Source organism: Emticicia sp. CRIBPO (assembly GCF_009905725.1).
Taxonomy (GTDB): Bacteria; Bacteroidota; Bacteroidia; order Cytophagales; family Spirosomataceae; genus Leadbetterella.
On the sequence record NZ_JAAAKV010000002.1, the window covers coordinates 370091 to 387052 of the forward strand.

General features: G+C 47.0%; 14 protein-coding genes. 2 read left to right on the forward strand and 12 right to left on the reverse strand.

Going from position 1 to position 16962, the window contains the following annotated elements; genetic code table 11:
• Nucleotides 1-10: 10 nt before the first annotated feature.
• The 12 genes from GVN16_RS05545 to GVN16_RS05600 form a co-directional block, all read right to left on the reverse strand.
• Nucleotides 11-2362 (reverse strand): ChbG/HpnK family deacetylase, encoded by a 2352-nt coding sequence (locus GVN16_RS05545; protein WP_166562852.1) that lies wholly within the window; start codon nt 2360-2362, stop codon nt 11-13.
• Between the two features lie 124 nt (nt 2363-2486).
• Nucleotides 2487-3461 carry an ABC transporter permease gene (locus tag GVN16_RS05550; RefSeq protein ID WP_166562853.1) on the reverse strand — a complete coding sequence of 325 codons (975 nt, stop codon included), beginning with the start codon at nt 3459-3461 and terminating at the stop codon, nt 2487-2489.
• 4 nt (nt 3462-3465) lie between these two features.
• A complete protein-coding gene (locus tag GVN16_RS05555; protein WP_166562854.1) occupies nt 3466-4956 on the reverse strand; it encodes a sugar ABC transporter ATP-binding protein in 1491 nt (496 codons plus the stop codon).
• 2 nt (nt 4957-4958) lie between these two features.
• Nucleotides 4959-5573: a DUF2291 domain-containing protein gene (locus GVN16_RS05560; protein WP_166562855.1), complete on the reverse strand. Its 615-nt coding sequence runs from the start codon at nt 5571-5573 to the stop codon at nt 4959-4961.
• Nucleotides 5566-6486, reverse strand: coding sequence for a D-ribose ABC transporter substrate-binding protein (locus GVN16_RS05565; protein ID WP_166562856.1), 921 nt, complete (start codon nt 6484-6486; stop codon nt 5566-5568). Before GVN16_RS05565 ends, GVN16_RS05560 begins: the two co-directional genes overlap by 8 nt.
• 8 nt (nt 6487-6494) lie before the next feature.
• Nucleotides 6495-7898, reverse strand: a complete 1404-nt coding sequence (locus GVN16_RS05570; RefSeq protein ID WP_166562857.1) for a DUF1593 domain-containing protein — start codon at nt 7896-7898, stop codon at nt 6495-6497.
• Nucleotides 7899-7901: 3 nt separating this feature from the next.
• Nucleotides 7902-8867, reverse strand: coding sequence for a transketolase family protein (locus GVN16_RS05575; RefSeq protein WP_166562858.1), 966 nt, complete (start codon nt 8865-8867; stop codon nt 7902-7904).
• A complete protein-coding gene (locus GVN16_RS05580) occupies nt 8864-9694 on the reverse strand; it encodes a transketolase (protein ID WP_166562859.1) in 831 nt (276 codons plus the stop codon). The genes GVN16_RS05575 and GVN16_RS05580 overlap by 4 nt, the downstream gene beginning before the upstream one ends.
• Nucleotides 9695-9704: 10 nt before the next feature.
• The gene (locus tag GVN16_RS05585; protein WP_166562860.1) at nt 9705-11114 is read right to left on the reverse strand and encodes an L-fucose/L-arabinose isomerase family protein; all 1410 of its coding nucleotides are present in this window, start codon (nt 11112-11114) and stop codon (nt 9705-9707) included.
• Between the two features lie 15 nt (nt 11115-11129).
• Nucleotides 11130-11726, reverse strand: a complete 597-nt coding sequence (locus GVN16_RS05590) for an HD family hydrolase (protein ID WP_166562861.1) — start codon at nt 11724-11726, stop codon at nt 11130-11132.
• Nucleotides 11723-12487: a DeoR/GlpR family DNA-binding transcription regulator gene (locus GVN16_RS05595; RefSeq protein WP_166562862.1), complete on the reverse strand. Its 765-nt coding sequence runs from the start codon at nt 12485-12487 to the stop codon at nt 11723-11725. Before GVN16_RS05595 ends, GVN16_RS05590 begins: the two co-directional genes overlap by 4 nt.
• A 121-nt stretch (nt 12488-12608) precedes the next feature.
• Nucleotides 12609-13784 carry an alpha/beta hydrolase-fold protein gene (locus GVN16_RS05600; protein ID WP_166562863.1) on the reverse strand — a complete coding sequence of 392 codons (1176 nt, stop codon included), beginning with the start codon at nt 13782-13784 and terminating at the stop codon, nt 12609-12611.
• A gap of 206 nt (nt 13785-13990) precedes the next feature.
• On the opposite strand from GVN16_RS05600, the gene GVN16_RS05605 reads away from it, so the two are divergent.
• Together GVN16_RS05605 and GVN16_RS05610 are read left to right on the forward strand one after the other, a co-directional pair.
• Entirely contained in the window at nt 13991-15502 is a 1512-nt protein-coding gene (locus GVN16_RS05605; protein ID WP_166562864.1) for a DUF1593 domain-containing protein, read from the forward strand.
• 36 nt (nt 15503-15538) lie between these two features.
• Complete coding sequence (locus tag GVN16_RS05610) at nt 15539-16951, forward strand: DUF1593 domain-containing protein (RefSeq protein ID WP_166562865.1); 1413 nt, start codon at nt 15539-15541, stop codon at nt 16949-16951.
• The last annotated feature ends 11 nt before the right edge of the window (nt 16952-16962 follow it).

The window sequence follows — 16962 nt, forward strand, 5'->3', positions numbered from 1 at the left end:
GGTGATAATCCTATTTTTTGAGGCCTTTCAGAACCTCTCCGTAGCTCACCAGTTTTATTCCTTTCTGATTGATTGCTTCTTTTACTTTTTCACTTGTAAAAATGGTGGTGACGTCCTGTCTGCCCTGGGCCACGTCTTCATACCCAATGTGCGAGATGGCCCTCAGTTCATCATTGTCAAGACCGGGATGCTCCACGTACACATAGGTTTTGCCTTCTTCAAGCTTATCCAGCATGGCAATAAATGCCTGTATTTTTTCTTCCGTAGTTTTGTTCTTTGCATCAAACCCGACATACGACACCTGTATGTCTTTCATGGCATCCACATCCACCATCGGCAGTTTGTATTCTTTCCCGAGTCGGTGTGCCAGCTCTTTGATTTCCGGCGAAAACCCGATACTGTTCATGTGGCCGGAAACATGGCTTAGCCTCGGAATGTATTTCAAAGCCATTTCAATCTGGGCCCTGAACTCTTTTTCCACCTCTTCTATCTTCCAGGCATTATCTGTTACGGCCTGTTTCGGATAGTTTTTGTTGGGATACAACATCGGATAGAAATAGCCGTCGGCATTTCTCAGGCTCGGGCTGTTGGTCAGGGGTCTCCATTTCACATTGTCCCACTCACTGGTGATGGCAAAATGCAGTCCCACATCCACACCCGGGTTTTGCTGCAGTAATTTAACGGCTTCAGGAAACCACGGCGAAGGCACAATCACCTCTATGGAAGTTTCGATGCCTTCCCTGTAAGATTTCACCAGAGCCTCATTGGCTGAATGTGAAAAACCCATGTCATCTCCCCTGATAATCAATCTCGGAGGATTGGCCAGGGATTTTACCAGAACCCCTTTGGTGAGTTCTCTTTTGGCAGTTTTATTGAAAATGTTCTCAAAATCAACAGATATCTTGTCTCCTTCAAAACTGCAGGTGATGGTTTCAGTATGCGGACTTTCTATGTATCGCAGGGTCAACTCGCGCGTTTTGTCGTCTTTCCAGGTGTAACTTCCCTTAACCTTAAATGCCGGCAATCCGACACGGTTCCCTCTGGCTCCGGCCACCAGGTAGGGGCCATATTTCGTGGTTTCGCCGGATTCCCACTTACCCGCCCCAAATGACAAACGGTGCTCAACAGAGTCTGTTTTCAGATTCAGCTGCAATGTCCCGTTCTTAAATTCAAATCCGATGCTTTCAAGACTTCTGCTTTTGGAAACCACTCCGTAGGTTTTACCGGATATCTTTGCTTCCAGCTCAGAAGATACGTTTTTTGAGGGTACAGGCAATGCCAGTGAAGCGGCTTTCTCTTTCAGCTGGGCCAGCACTTTAGGATTAGCCGGTAATTTCTTTGGTTTGAAGGCCGGTAATAAATATTTCCAGATCAGGTTAAATTCTCCCTGCATATCAGGTGCTTCAGCGGTGACGATGATGACGGCATCCTGATCAGGCAGGACAATGATAAACTGGCCATTGGCCCCATCTCCGCGATAGGCGTTGTTGCGGCTACGCCACATCTGGTATCCGTATCCCTGAAGCCAGTCGCTCGAATCCTTTTTGGCTTGTGATGCGTTCGGATCCTGCATGATTTTCATGGTACTGGCCTCTTCCACCCAGGCAGCCGGCAAAATCTGTTTACCCTGCCACACACCTTTCTGAAGAAACAACTGACCGAATTTGGCCATATCTTCTGTTTTCAGTCTTAATCCCCAGCCTCCGGTGTTGATGTCCTGCGGGTTGGTCTCCCAATCAATGCCTTCGATACCCAGCGGTTTGAATAACCGCGGAGTCAGATAATCCATTATCTTCTGGCCCGTCACTTTCTGAACAATGGCAGACAGCATAAATGTAGCCACAGAATTGTAGACAAACTTAGTACCGGGCTGATGCGGCACAGGTGTTTTCAGAAATGCTTTTATCCAGTTATCGGTCTGACTTGCCACCGTAAAAGTAGGGTCTGTCTGATGCCCTACGCTCATACTCAGTAAATCCCTGACCCGTAGTGCCGCCAGGTTCGGACTAACCTGATCGGGCAGATCGTCCGGAAAAAATGAGATTACTTTATCCTCTACACTCAACTTCTTTTCTGCCACAGCAAAACCTACGGCTGTTGCCGTAAAACTTTTGCTGACGGAATACATCGTATGCTTTAAGTCATTCCGGTATGGATTCCACCAGGCTTCAGCCACCACTTTTCCATGCCTGAGCATCATAAAACTATGGAACTCATGTTTGCTTTTGGAAGCGGCATCCAGAAAACTGACGATCGCTTCAGAAGAAACGCCTTCGGCTTCGGGCGTACTCCGCGGAAGTGAACTGTTTTTCTGTGCGGTGAGCTGAAAGCTTAAAAAAAGAAGAAGGAATATTTTTCTCATGACTGATTATGATATAAGTTAAACTTTATCTTCAAATTTAAACATTTTATGGAGATATGGAGAAAGGAAAGAAGGAAAAAGGGAAACGGAGTTAACCTTTCTTCCCGCGTAACCATCTGTTTAATCAATCTTTTTTCTGGTTTATTTTATCGATGATCACTGCCACGAGGATTACCAGGCCCTTGACCACCTGTTGCCAGAATGGAGAAACATTCAGCAAGACCAGGCCGTTATTGAGCACACCGATAATCGCAGCCCCGATCACGGTTCCGGTGACAGAACCAACTCCCCCTGACAGCGAAGTGCCGCCAATCACTACTGCGGCAATGGAGTCAAGTTCATAGCTGGCACCCGCATTGGGCTGGGCAGAATTTAACCTGGAAGTCACCAGTATTCCGGCCACAGACGCCATCATCCCGGCAATGCCGTATACGATTAATTTGACCCGGTTGATATTAATACCGGATAGAAATGCTGCTTTCTCATTGCCTCCGATGGCATAAATGTATCGGCCGAAGGTTGTCTTCTTACTCAAAAATAAAACGATCAAAACAAAGAATGCAGAAATCCAGACCGGAACGGGTATCCCAAGAAACCATCCCGAACCGATGAACTCAAAACTGCTGCCCAAATTGGAAATGGGCATGCCCTGGGTGTACAGCATGGTCAAACCCCGGGCAATGGTCAGCATCGCCAGGGTGGCGACAAAAGGGGGTATGGAAAACTTAGTAATGAACCATCCATTCAGAAAGCCCAGAAAAAGGCCCACCAGCATAGCCACCAGAACACCACCCAGTACCGTAAAGCCGACAAACAGATCAAGGGACTCAAAACCCAGGCCATTTTTAAGCAGGCCTGCACTCAATGCCGCAGTCAGGCCTAACACTGAGCCTACGGAAAGGTCGATACCGGCCATCAGAACGACCAGGGTCATCCCTACAGAAATACAGACATTGACCGAAATCTGCCTGAGTACATTCCAGAGATTGGTGCCGGTCAGGAATTTATCTGACAAGAGGCTCAGCACCAGGCACAGCAGAAACAAGGCAATCAGCGACTGCGATTTTTTCAGGAATTCTTTATTGAATGAAACTGTCATTGTTTTAATGGGGTAAGGCTGCTTTTAACAATTTATCTTCTGTGGCTTCAGAGGCTGAAAAAGAGGCTTTGATCTGACCTTCCGCCATGACCAGGATCCTGTCGGAGAGGGTCAGTATCTCGGGAATTTCAGAAGAGACCAGCAAGATACTCATCTGGTCTGCTGCCAGTTTTTTAACCAACTCATATATCTCATTCTTGGCATTGATGTCGATTCCCCTGGTTGGTTCGTCCAGCATCAGTATCTCTGGATGAATGGCCAGCCATTTCGACAAAATCACTTTCTGCTGGTTTCCTCCGCTCAGGTTTTTACAATATTGATTTTCAGAAGGGGTTTTGATGCCCAGTTGCTGAATATAAGCCCTGGCAAGTGATTTTTCTTTCGAAGGGTTGATAAAATCATTGCCCGGTGAAGCATTCAGGCTGATATTGGAGGTGATGTCCATTCCCAGGACCAAGCCTTCATTTTTCCGGTCTTCCGTCAGAAAAGCCAGGCCGCTCCGGATGGCTTCCTTTGGTGTTTTCAAGTGCTTTTCTTTGCCGTTTATCTCCACTGAGCCCTCACTTGAGGAAGGATTCATACCAAAGATCGTTTCCAGCAGCTCTGTCCGTCCGGCTCCCATCAGTCCGAAAATTCCCAGAATTTCTCCCTTTTTCAATTCCAGGGATATATCCGTCAATAACTTCCTGTGTTTTACGGAAGGGTGTCTGAGGTTAAGATTTTTTATTTTCAAGACGGTTTCTTCCGACGTGCTGCCTGCTTCCTTTTTTGAAATCAGGACCTGCCTCCCCACCATCTGTTCTATTAATTCCTGTTCAGTCGTCTGGCTCATTTCTCCTTCAGCCACACTGCAGCCATCCCTCATGACCGTATAATAGTCGGCAATACGAAAGAGCTCATTCATTTTGTGGGAAATATACACGATGGTTTTCCCCTCTTCCTTGAGCCCACGCACAATCCGGTGCAGATTATCTATTTCTTTATCAGTGATGGCCGAAGTAGGCTCATCCATCATGATGATCTCTGCATTCACCAGCAGGGCTTTTGCTATCTCCACCAGTTGCTGCTCTCCCACTTTGAGTTGCTTAACCAGGGATCGTGGGGCAGCATCCAGCTGCAGTTTCTCCAGCAACTCCCGGGCTTTTTCATCCATTTTCTTTTCATCCAGAAAACCCACAGAAGTGAGCAGCTCCCTTCCCAGAAACAGGTTTTCGGTAATGCTCAGTTCAGGAATAAGGTTGAGTTCCTGGTGTATAATGGCGATTCCGGCATTCTGGGCCTCTTTCACATTTCTGAACCGGACCCCTTCATTTTTTAAGATGATTTCTCCGTCATATTGTGTATATACCCCTGTCAATATCTTCAGCAAAGTAGATTTTCCGGCCCCGTTTTCGCCTAAAACAGCGTTGACTTTGCCAGGGTAAAATTTCAGGTTGACCTGTCTGAGGGCTTTTACCCCCGGAAACTCTTTCGATATATTGACGGCTTCTAACAAGGCTATTGCAAGGTTATTTGAGCTGGTATAATCATAAATTCAATATCAGACAGATGCTTTCTATTCAACTTCAGGGCTCCCATAAAACTGATTTTGTCTCCTTCCCTCAGCCTCTGCACCGTCGGGGCAATCACTTTTTCACGGACCAGCGTATTCAAAGCCTCGGAGACCTTGTTAAACTCCGCATTGGTTTTAAAGTCGGTCAGTTTCACCAGCCGGGAAGCGTCCCGGAGGTCATTCCCGAAGATGTACTTGCTATCCAGGGTAACCGACTCTCCTTTTTCAGTGAGTATCTTCAGGCTACCGTCCTGAACAGCAGAAATCCTGCCGTTGCCTTTGACCATAAAATAGGCCGAATTCCCTATTCCCAGCCTGTTTCCGTAGATACTGAATGCTGAATCGGGTTTGGTCTGAATCATGAACATAAGCTCATCCAGCCCCACACCCATGTCTTCACTGAGAATGCCCTTGTTATACAGCGTGTCGGCATAAGCATCATAGTCAAATCCTGATTTGTCCAGCTGTTTTACCTCACTCAGTTTCTTGAAATAGATAGACTTATAGCCCAGGAACAAGACCAGAACAGCGGCAATGATATATCTGTAGATTTTATTCATAGTCTTTCACATTTGCTGCGTTTACCAGTTCAACCTCCACAGGAACCCTTTGAGGAAAAATCCTTCTTCCCCCGAAATACTCATGGGCATATTGAGCGGCCGTTTTGGCCATCACTTTCGGGTATTGCATTCCGGTGGCCACGATCTTCTTTTCCCTGATTTTTTCGATGACATCAGATGCTCCGTCAAATCCGAACACTTTCACTTTATCCGCTTTGCCTGCCGCCTGCAGGGCCTGGTATGCTCCCATGGCCATCGCATCATTGCCACAAAAAACAGCGTCGATGTCGGGATGGGCCTGCATCAGGGTTTCCAGCACTTCCATGGCTTTGTTCCTGTCGAAGTCGCCGCTTTGCTGGGCCACCATTTTCAAACCGGGAAACTTATCCACCACCGAGTGGAACCCTCCTGACCTGGCCCAGGTATTATTATCACCCACCAGCCCAATGATTTCCACATAATTTCCTTTTTCTTTCAATGCCCTGACAAAGGATATTCCTATGGAGACACACCCGGCATAATTATCAGAAAGTATCTGGCTTGTGGCTGCATCATCCGCATTGACTTCCCTGTCCATACAAAAAACCGGAATTCCTGCCTCCTTGGCTTTTAAAATATTTACTACAGAGCCATCCGCATCGGTAGGATTAAAGAGGATGGCATCAAAACCTGAGGATATGAGGTTTTCAAAGTTGTCCGATTCTGTGGCCGGGTTGTTCTGGGAATCAAAGATCTTGGCTTCATAACCCAAAGCTTCGGCATCTTTGACGGCCGACTCTGCCAGCACCACAAACCAGGGGTTGTTCAGGGTCGAAATCACCACCGCCACTTTAGGTTTTTCTGTGCCGGTTTTGTTCTGACATGAAAAACAAAATGACACAATCAGGCATAAAAGACTGGCTATTTTTTTCATACACATCATCACTTTGGGATTACATTTACAATGACCCGCTGGTACCGGGTAAGGCTGGGGGTACCATTATCGCTTACTTCTAAAATAAAATGCATCGTTCTAGCTTCAGTTACCGGCGGTGCCGTAAATTTCACCTCTTTGTCAACCGAATTTTTGAGGACAAACCTGCTGGCAGCCAAACTTCCCGGTTCTTTATAATGCATCCAGCTATACTGAAGTGTGTTATTGTCGGGATCCGTGCCAAGACCGGAAAGTACTACTTCCTCACCCGATTTTGCGGTTATCTCGTTAGGGTGGTTTAGGCTGACTTTTGGCGGGTGATTAGCTTCCGAATACTTTTTGGCCACACACCAATCCATCCGGGCAAAAAAATCATGCTGAAACGCTTTTCTCCAACGCCATATCGTAGCGTGGTTACTGGTATGATAGCTTTTGGTGATATCGCTATAGACCTCGTCCTGTGTATCTGTCCAGATCGGGCGGGTTTCCGGTTCATACATGTATTTCCTGAAGGGTGGAATATATAGTTCATAACGTCCGCCCCAGCTGCCATAATCCGGGTGTTCAGGGTCGTTTAAACCATTGTTGATAAGCCCCAAGAACGCAGGGCTGTCACCTTCCATCAGAAAATCTATTTTAGGGTACTTATCACCCAACGCCCCGTGATTCTGCCGGACATGCTGATCCAGGGATTTATTTCTCACAATACTGGTATCGGCTCCTGAAAAGCGTCCGTGGTAAATATCACCCGAAATACCCGACCAGGTGGCATAATGATACTGCCCACCTCCGTTTTCTTCAAAACCCGGGCTCACCACATAAAACAAACCAGGGAAATTTTTACGGATCCAGGGGCCTGTGTCATCCTGATCGGAAATGGTGTAAACCCGCAACCTCGTAATTACCCGGGCAAGCTCACTTTCTTTTATGGTTCGCCTCAGTTTCCAAAGGGCTTGTGCCAATACATTCGTCCCTCCCCAGGCCTGGATATACAAAGGCCGGGTATCGTTTTTAAGCATGCTTTGGATCAGCCATTCAGACCCTTCCGAGTCTTTCCCTTCGCCCAAGCCCTCTTTTCCGAACACCGGCAATCCTTTTTTTATAATAGAATGAATGAATTTCTCTGTCGGATACCCTCCTTCGTGTATTTCAAGATTATCCCGCACTTTGCCGTAGGCCTCTGTGATATCGTGCAAACGCCATTCAGCTGTTTTCGTCCGCTGCCAGCAGGAAGTAGTGGCTACAATACCCTCGGTGTCAAACTGGTTGGCATAGGTCAGAAAACGGACGTACGACATGGCATCATCGGGCTCGTTTTCAATATCGGTCAACACAAACACACGAGGTTTCTGTGCCAGGGAAATCCGGCAGAACAACACTAAAAACAAGTTAAGGATAAGGTATTTTTTCATCTTTTATGGCTGTATAAGGCTGAGTGCTGTTTGTACAAGTCCTTTTTCCGATATACCGTAATGTTCGAAAATCTCAGTCTGAGACCCAGACACGGTATGTTCATCAGGCAAGGCCACAATTTTAAACGAATTACGAAACCCTTTCTGAAAAAGGAAGGACGCCACCGCTTCTCCCAGGCCACCGTTGACAGAATGTTCTTCGACAGTAATGATGGGCTGATTATTGCCTGCTGTTTCAAACAACAGGGCTTCGTCCAGGGGCTTAATGGTATGCATACTGATGACTTTGCATCTGACATTGTAAGTTTGCTCGAGTAAATCTGCAGCTTTCACACAAGGCAATACGGCCTCACCGGTAGCCACAAAAGTCAGGTCTCCCCCTTCTCTGACTACCCGGCCCTTACCTATCCGGAATTCAGAAATCTGACGGCTCAGATTATCCGGCATGCCCTTTTTCCCAAAACGGATGTAGACAGGGCTTTCCGTCTCAGCAGCTTGCCTGATGGCTTCTGCAGTCTCGAAATTATCTGCCGGGGCAATAATGGTTATGTTGTTAATGGCTCTTAATACGGCATAATCATGCAAGCTGTGATGGGTAGTGCCCAGGGCACCATAACTTACCCCGGCACTGATCCCGATCAGTTTAACGGGGTTGTCGGAATAAGCCACATCGTTTTTGATCTGTTCTAAAGAGCGGGCGGTCAGAAAACAGGCCGGCGAAACGGCGAAGGCCTTTTTACCCATGCTTGCCAGTCCGGCAGCAACGCCCACCAGGTTTTGTTCTGCAATGCCCACTTCAATGATCTGGTCAGGGAACTTCACGCCGAAAGGGCCGAGTTTACCGGACCCGCGTGAATCACTCGTAACCACCAGGATGTCGCGGTCATGTGCCGCCAGCTCCTGCAGGGTGGCTGAGAAAACCTCAAGGTTTGCTGTTTCAGCTGTTTTTATTACTTCCGTTGCCATCATTCCAAAATTTTAGTTCTGATACCTTCCAGCTCCTCCATGGCCGCGGCATATTGTTCTTTGTCCGGAACCCCATGATGCCATTTCAGGGTATTCTCCATATAACTCACTCCCTTGCCTTTTGTGGTATGGGCTATGATAAATGAGGGCTTTCCAGTCTCAAAAGGCAGGCTTTCCAGCGTCGAAGTCAGTTCTTCGAAATTGTGTCCGTCCACATGTCTGACGGCCCAGCCGAATGCTTCCAGTTTTTTATCAATGGGCTCCAGTCCCATTACCTCGGTATTGGTCCCTGAAATCTGTAATTTATTATAGTCCAGGATGGCACAGAGATTATCTAATTTATAATGTGAAGCGAGCATAAATGCCTCCCAGTTGGAGCCTTCCGCCAGCTCACCATCACCCATAATCGTAAAAACCTTCAGCGGCAGCCCGTCTTTTTTAGCCGCAATGGCATTGCCGGCACAAATAGCCAGACCATGGCCCAAACCTCCTGTATTTTGTTCTACTCCTTTGATTTTTTTTGTCGGGTGGCCGATATAAGGGGACTGATAACGGCAAAGCGTCAGCAGGTCTTCTTCAGGAAAGAAACCCTGGTCGGCCAGTACTACATACAGAGCCTCCACACAATGCCCCTTGCTCTGGACATACCGGTCACGCTCGTTCAGATGAAAGTTTTCCGGAGACACATTCATGATCCGGTTATACAGGACATTGAGAATGTCAACGACAGACAAACTCCCTCCTGTATGCCCGGCCTTAGCGTTGTAGATATACCTGAGGATTTTCTCCCTGTATTCTACCGATTTGAGTTCCAGTTCCTGAATGGTCATACTTTTACTGTTATTTCTCATGCACATACACTTCCCATCCCATGTAATTTTCGAGAGCCTCCTCCAGGATAGCTGCCGTTTTTGAAGCATTCATGACCACGTGGTGTTCAAAGCCATTGCGGCAAATGTGCTTCATCAGGTTTTGCAGCTGCGGTATCTGGGCCACGGCCCGGTTGCCAAAAGTATTCAGGGCATCATTGGTCAGTTCTCCTTCACCGATATAAGCTTTGATAATCCCCTTGGGATCATCTGTACTGATGCGGCCGTAGGTCAGCGGCATAGCCGGAGTCCGGCCGTCAAGAGCCCCGTAGGTATTTTCAACGCCGACGGTGGTTCCGAGAATCGGGGCATTGCTGATCTGGATGTCGGGCAAAAACGACTTGGCCCAGTTGCCGCAATGAAACAACACACATTTATCCGGATCGTCCGCATAGTTATTGTTCCAGTCTACCAAAGCCGAGGGCGAATAAGAAGCCAGCTGCATGGCGTACATTGTTAAAGTACCTGTCACATCGACCTCACAGGCACTCGGCAGCATGTTTTCGCTCATGATGCTCATGCTGGTGCACACATTACAGCCGTAGTTTTGCTGCAGCGAGGTCCAGCATTGAATAGCGGTAGCATCCAGGGCATATTCTTCCATGAATTCTTTCAGCACCACATCCAGTTTGGCAATCTGTATCATGGCTTCATTCGGCGTTCGTCCCTGCGGGGCGTAAGCCAGGATGCTGTCCAGGTGTTGTTTTACAGAAGCGTCTTCTTTGGTGAGTTTGTTGGCTTTGCCCAGGATTTCCGACAGATCGACCGTGGTAACGGTGATCCCGTTTCTTTGAAGTATTTTTTCACTGTACCTCACGGTGTTGAATGCTCCGGGACGTGCCCCGACGGCTCCTATCCGGACATTTCTCAGCCCTTTCACCACCCTGCAAATGGCCGTAAAATCAAGCAGGTCACGGTGAAAAACCGGATCTGAAGGATTCATGACATGCTGGCTTGTCAGCGAATATTTGATTCCGTACTGATAGAGGTTATTGCAAACAGATATCTTGCCACACCAGGAATCACGCCTGTTGGCTACATTCAGCTTATTCAGTTCGTCCGGATAAGCCTGGATAAGAACCGGCACATTAAGTGCGGCAAGTTTAAGGGTATCAGCCACTCCTTTCTCGTCTCCGAAATTGGGCAGTAGCACCAGGATGCCCACGATCTCCTCTCTGTGTTTTTTGAATAATTCGGCACACTTCTGTGCTTCCTTATAGGTTTCCACACCTCCCAGTTTGGTATCCACACTGTCTAAAAGCACAGGGGTGAGATTCAGTTTTGCAAATACCTCAATAATTTCAACGCGGGCCCTTTCTACCAGGCTGTCAGGGAAAAAATCGCGGTTTCCGATAATTACACCCAAAGTAAGATTCTTCATATTTATACCCATTTTTTAGTCTCTGCTGTACAAGCCGTTTTCAACACTTTTTTCGATGAGGTCCCTGGTCAGTTCCCACAACTCCTCTGAAACTTCCTGAATAAATGCCTTTTTGTCCAATACCTTAGCCCTGGTCATCTGATACGGGTTGGAGTCTTTCTCAGCCGTAATGAGGTGATTCAATAAAGGTTGTATCGCATCAATACTCGCTGCATACCGGGCTTCCGGACTTTGCCTTTCTTCAAACTCTCTCCAGAGCCCGATAAATTCTTCATTATACTTTTTCGGCAGAAGACCGAATATCCTGACTGCCGATAACTTTTCTTTTTCAGCAGCGAGGTTTTTTCCTTCTTCATCATACAGAAAAGTATCCCCGGCGTCTATTTCCACGATGTCGTGAATAAGCAACATTTTAATAACCCTCAATATATCAAGGTCAGGCAATGAGGCATGATCCAGAAGCAAAACAGCCATCAGGGTGACGTGCCAGGAATGCTCCGCACTGTTTTCAGACCTGCTTTTATCGAAAACCCCGTTTTGACGGTAGACAATCTTCAGCTTTTCGATTTCAGCGATGAAAGCCATCTTCTCAGTCAGGTCCTGGTTTTTCATAGGGCTACGATCACCTCGATTTCATTGTCCTTGAAAACCTCTTTATGCTTTTCTTCGATGCCCGCATCTGTGATGATGTAGTCAATCAGGGACAAAGCCCCCAAACTGGCCAGTGCACTTTTGCCTATTTTGGTACTGTCGGCCACCAGGTAAGTCACATCAGCAGAATCAATCATCGCTTTTTTCACGACCAGATCGCTGATGGACGGGTAAGTCAGGCCTGATTTCAGCGAGATGCCGGCAGTAGCCAGGAACAGTTTCTGAACATTGAGCCCCTTGAAAAAATCTGCGGCCTTTTGTCCGGTCAGCGAAAGTGTAGGCGGCTTAAACTCCCCACCGGTCATGATCACTTCGATACCGGGTTCCGTACCCAGCAGCAAGGCAATGTTCAGGGCATTGGTGATCACCGTCAGGTCTTTTAGGCCTTTTAGCTTTTTGGCGATCTCCGTGGTCGTCGATCCTGAATCCAGGATGATCGTGTCACCACTTTCAATGAACTCAAGACACTTCTGGGCTATTACCGCTTTTTTATCCAGGTTTTCCTGGTGCACCAGCGAGAAACTCCTGACTTGGTCTTCCACGTTTTTCAGAAAAGCTCCTCCGTGTTCTTTGATGATAAAGCCTTCTGTTTCCAACTTTTCCAGGTCCTGCCGGATGGTGACTTCTGTGACTTTAAAAAGCCTCGCCAGGTCCACCACCTTAGCCGAACCGTCTTCTTTTAACAACTCTAATATTTTATCTCTTCTCTGATTGGGTAACATGATGCTTTTAATAAAAAAGTAATTGAAAACAAACACAAACAAAACGAAGGTATTAAAAAGAATTTGTTTGCGTTAATTTTCCTCATGACAAATTAACCAGCTACCGGGGCAATCAGCCTGCTTACCTGAAAAGCATCGGTGTAAATTCAGAAAGGTAGAGCCTCCAGTCGTTCCAGTCATGGCGTCCGCCCGTTTCCCGGTAAGTATACGGGAAGCCTATTTCATCATACAAAGCCCTGAGTTTTACAGCAGTGCCATATAAAAAATCTTCCGTACCGATAGCGACCCAATAAACTTTCGGCTTGCTCGCTTTCAGTGCGTTCAATTGCCTGATGTGAGATTCCTTGTTATAATCGGGCAGATTGGGGCCGTTAAAAAGTCCCATACTCATGACCCCGATGTAATCGAATTTACCCGGATTGGCGTTGGTAATCATCTGGGTATGAAACCCACCCATTGAAAACCCGGTAATGGCCCGATGAGCCGGATCGGCAATCACCCTGTAATTCTGCTCTACATAAGGTATGATATCTTTGATCAGGCTTTCTTCAAATTTACCTTTCAGCATGCTTTCAAAGCCCCCGGTATCTACTGTTTTCCTTACCACATTGTGACGGTCAAGCGGAGCTCCGGCATTATCCGGCACACCATTGGTAATCACGACAATCATCGGCACGGCCTTGCCGGAAGCAATCAGGTTATCCAGGATGTAATTCGCCCGCCCGCGGCTTACCCACACATCCTCATCCCCGCCTGCACCATGAAGAAGATACATAACAGGGTATTTCTGCGTATTTTTTTCATATCCGGGAGGCGTATACACCATCATCCGGCGTTCAGTCCCGATCGTCGGCGAAGGATACCAGACAGCTGTCAGTCGACCATGCGGAACAGGATTTACTTCATATACATCGGCCTGACCACCAGGCACCATCAGACGATTCATAATGTAAGGTCCGTCGCGGGTAACCACCTTATTCTGAGGATCAAGGATATTCACTCCGTTCAGCAAAAATTCATATTCATACATATTACCGGGAAGCGGCCCGATTTTTACCTCGAACAAACTCGAGTCTTTCTCTGTCATCGGAATTTTGCTCTTAAATTCTGACGGCCATGAACCATACACCTCCACGGTTTTGGCCCCGGGGGCTTTCAGGCGAAAAATGACGGAATTGTCCGGTAAAACTTCAGGAGAAAGAACAGTGGTTCTGCCCCTCTGGGCATATGAATCATAAAAACCCGGCAAAAGCACCATCAACACTAAAATCAGTTTCCCGCTTTTAAACTTCTTCATGTCTGCTTATTTCTTTTAAGGTTGATTATCTGTCGCTTTCTTTCTTTTTGCAAATCCTTTCAAAAAGCAACAAAACAAAAGTAAAAGAAAGAAATAGAAAATAAAAATAAATAAAAGAAAATTTTTGAAAGCAATTTTATTCTTTTTACTTTCGCAAACCTAATTAAATTAAACTTCTTCTTGGAATCAGATAAAAAGAATACAAAATGAAAATAAAAGCGAAAGTTATCCTGTTCTCAGTATCCTTCCTGCTTCTGAATGGCTGGGAGACATTGGCCCAGCCCGCTCCCGTTAAAGCCAGAACGATCGTCACTACCGACGGAGAGATTGACGATGTGGACTCCTTTATCAGGATGCTGTTGTATACCAATGAATTCAAACTGGAAGGACTTATCTACAGCAGTTCGCAATGGCACTACAAAGGAAACCTCAAAGGCACTAAATTCACTTCTGAACTGGAGTCAACTGCCAAACGATACGGAGAAAGGACCGAACTGAGGTGGTCAGGCACCAACTGGATGGAGGAAATCCTGGATGAGTATAAAAAAGTACAGCCGAATCTTGCCCTGCATGCAGAAGGATATCCCACTGCCGCAGAGTTAAAAAAGCTGGTCAAGGTCGGCAATATAGATTTTGAAGGCGAAATGGAAAAAGTAACCGACGGATCAGAGTGGATCAAAAAAGTATTACTCGATGAAAACCCTCAGCCGGTGTACCTGCAGATCTGGGGCGGCACAAACACGGTGGCCAGGGCCCTGAAATCCATTGAAGAAGAATACAAAGGAAAAAGCAACTGGGATAAGATTTACGAAAAAGTATCTAAAAAAGCCATTATCTACACCGTTCTGGACCAGGATGCCACTTACAAAAAATACATAGCCCCTAACTGGCCCAAAGTAAGGGTATTTTATAACTCCAACCAGTTCTGGTGCCTCGCCTACCCCTGGACGCGGGTGGTTCCGGCGGAACTTCAGCCCTATTTAAGGGGAGAGTTTATGGCTAAAAACATCATTCAAAACCACGGCCCTTTACTGGCCATGTATTACTCCTGGGGCGACGGACAGAAAATCAACGGGGATCCCGAGCATAATCACGGCACCAGGGAAGAAATGGAGAAGGCTAAAATGACACCTTATGATTTTATTTCCGAAGGCGACTCCCCGGCATATTTCCAGCTGCTTGACGTAGGTCTGATGAACCGCGACAACCCGGAATACGGTGGCTGGGGCGGAAGAATGGTTCAGTCTCCCACCAATCCATACCGCTGGGAAGATGCCAGGACATTGACTGATTTTAACCATTTCACCAAAAAACAGGACGCCTCCTTCCCTCAGACCCGCTGGATAGACGCCCTGCAGCTCGATTTTGCAGCACGTGCCGACTGGTGCATAAAACCTTATAAAGAAGCCAACCATGCTCCCAAAATCATGGTAGAAGGAGGGAACATCAGGAAAGCAAAGCCCAGCGAAACCATTCAGATCAAAGCCTCCGCTAAAGACCCCGACGGCAATAAAGTGGCTTTTACTTTCTGGCAGTATGCAGAAGCAGGAAATTCTTCTGAAAAAGTAAAAATAGAGCCCGTTCAGAATCCAACAGCCTCGGTTACCCTGCCTGCGAATGCCAAAGCCGGTGATACCTTTCATATCATCGTTGAAGGGAAAGACAACGGTACTCCGGAACTGATCCGGTACCAAAGGGTAATTTTAGAAATTAAATAATGATGATTCAGCTAAACAGTAAACCTTAATCTTATCATGAAAACGATCTTTTCTTTCTTTTTACTTCTGTTGTTATCATACGTCAACGGCTTTTCGCAGCAAGCTGCCAAATCCAGGGTGCTGGTCCTTACAGACATAGAAGCCGATCCGGATGACTCTCAGTCACTGGTGCGGTTCCTGACTTATGCCAACCAATGGGATACTGAAGGACTGATTGCAACGACTTCTGTTCACCAGAGAAACTGGGTAGCCGTTGAAAGCATCTACCCGATGCTCGACGCCTATGCCAAAGTACAGCCTAATCTTCTGAAACATGAAAAAGGCTACCCTACAGCAGAAGAACTGAGAAGCAAGGTCAAAAAAGGACTCCCGAAATATGGAATGGATGGTGTGGGAGAAGGAAAAGACTCGGAAGGTTCTGACTGGATCATCAGGGTGCTCGAAAAACCGGATGCCCGCCCCTTGTGGGTTTGCGTATGGGGCGGAGCCAACTGCCTGGCCCAGGCTCTGTTTAAAATCCAGAAAACCAAACCGGCCGACCACGCAGCGAAATTATATAAAAAACTGAGGGTGTACACCATCTCCGACCAGGATGACTCAGGCCCGTGGATCAGGAAAAACTTCCCCGGCATTTTCTATATCGTCACACCAGGCTACCTGTACCCGAAAGCCACCTGGAGAGGCATCAACATGGTCACTGAAGGAGCCAACAACGTAGTCATTTCAAACGACTGGCTGACCCAGAATATCCAGCAGAAGCACAGCGTACTGGGCACCATGTATCCGGACGTGGCTTATGGTGTAGAGGGCGACACCCCTACTTTCCTGGGGCTTATCCCCAACGGACTCAATGAGCCTGAGCGGCCTGATTACGGAGGCTGGGGCGGAAGATACGAGCTCAAAATCCCGGAATTTGAAGATACCCATGCAGAAAGAATTCTGAAAATAACCCATAAGGAATATCCCGAAACCAGGCCGATCTGGACTAACACCAGCGATTCCATTTACATAGCCGCCACCAAAAAATCCTATACCGGGAATTTCGAGACCCTGTATCGCTGGAGAGAAGAATTTCAGAATGATTTTGCGGCCAGAATGGACTGGACTTTTAAAAACTTCAGCGAAGCCAATCACCCGCCGGTGCCCCGCTTTAATCATACCGACAAAATCACCATCAAATCAGGAGAGCAGTTTTTCCTAAACGCCAACGGCACTACCGACCCTGATGGTGATGCCTTGAGTTACGTGTGGTTTCAATACCGCGAGGCAGGCACGTATAACGGCAACATCAGTTTCAGGCCTTATGCGGCCAATATGTACCGGGTACCCTTTACCGCTCCTGAAGTTGACTCCCCGAAAACCGTCCATTTTATATTGAAAGTAACAGATAAAGGCACCCCCGCTCTGACAAGATATAAACGACTGATTGTTACTGTAGTTCCCAAATAACCTGTGATTAA

Bases quoted from the DNA above. Each gene is read 5' to 3' on its own strand.
- GVN16_RS05575 (WP_166562858.1), bottom strand. From the start codon at position 8,867: ATGATGGCAACGGAAGTAATAAAAACAGCTGAAACAGCAAACCTTGAG.
- GVN16_RS05545 (WP_166562852.1), bottom strand. From the start codon at position 2,362: ATGAGAAAAATATTCCTTCTTCTTTTTTTAAGCTTTCAGCTCACCGCA.
- GVN16_RS05580 (WP_166562859.1), bottom strand. From the start codon at position 9,694: ATGACCATTCAGGAACTGGAACTCAAATCGGTAGAATACAGGGAGAAA.
- GVN16_RS05570 (WP_166562857.1), bottom strand. From the start codon at position 7,898: ATGAAAAAATACCTTATCCTTAACTTGTTTTTAGTGTTGTTCTGCCGG.
- GVN16_RS05600 (WP_166562863.1), bottom strand. From the start codon at position 13,784: ATGAAGAAGTTTAAAAGCGGGAAACTGATTTTAGTGTTGATGGTGCTT.
- GVN16_RS05610 (WP_166562865.1), top strand. From the start codon at position 15,539: ATGAAAACGATCTTTTCTTTCTTTTTACTTCTGTTGTTATCATACGTC.
- GVN16_RS05550 (WP_166562853.1), bottom strand. From the start codon at position 3,461: ATGACAGTTTCATTCAATAAAGAATTCCTGAAAAAATCGCAGTCGCTG.
- GVN16_RS05605 (WP_166562864.1), top strand. From the start codon at position 13,991: ATGAAAATAAAAGCGAAAGTTATCCTGTTCTCAGTATCCTTCCTGCTT.
- GVN16_RS05585 (WP_166562860.1), bottom strand. From the start codon at position 11,114: ATGAAGAATCTTACTTTGGGTGTAATTATCGGAAACCGCGATTTTTTC.
- GVN16_RS05560 (WP_166562855.1), bottom strand. From the start codon at position 5,573: ATGAATAAAATCTACAGATATATCATTGCCGCTGTTCTGGTCTTGTTC.
- GVN16_RS05565 (WP_166562856.1), bottom strand. From the start codon at position 6,486: ATGAAAAAAATAGCCAGTCTTTTATGCCTGATTGTGTCATTTTGTTTT.
- GVN16_RS05590 (WP_166562861.1), bottom strand. From the start codon at position 11,726: ATGAAAAACCAGGACCTGACTGAGAAGATGGCTTTCATCGCTGAAATC.
- GVN16_RS05595 (WP_166562862.1), bottom strand. From the start codon at position 12,487: ATGTTACCCAATCAGAGAAGAGATAAAATATTAGAGTTGTTAAAAGAA.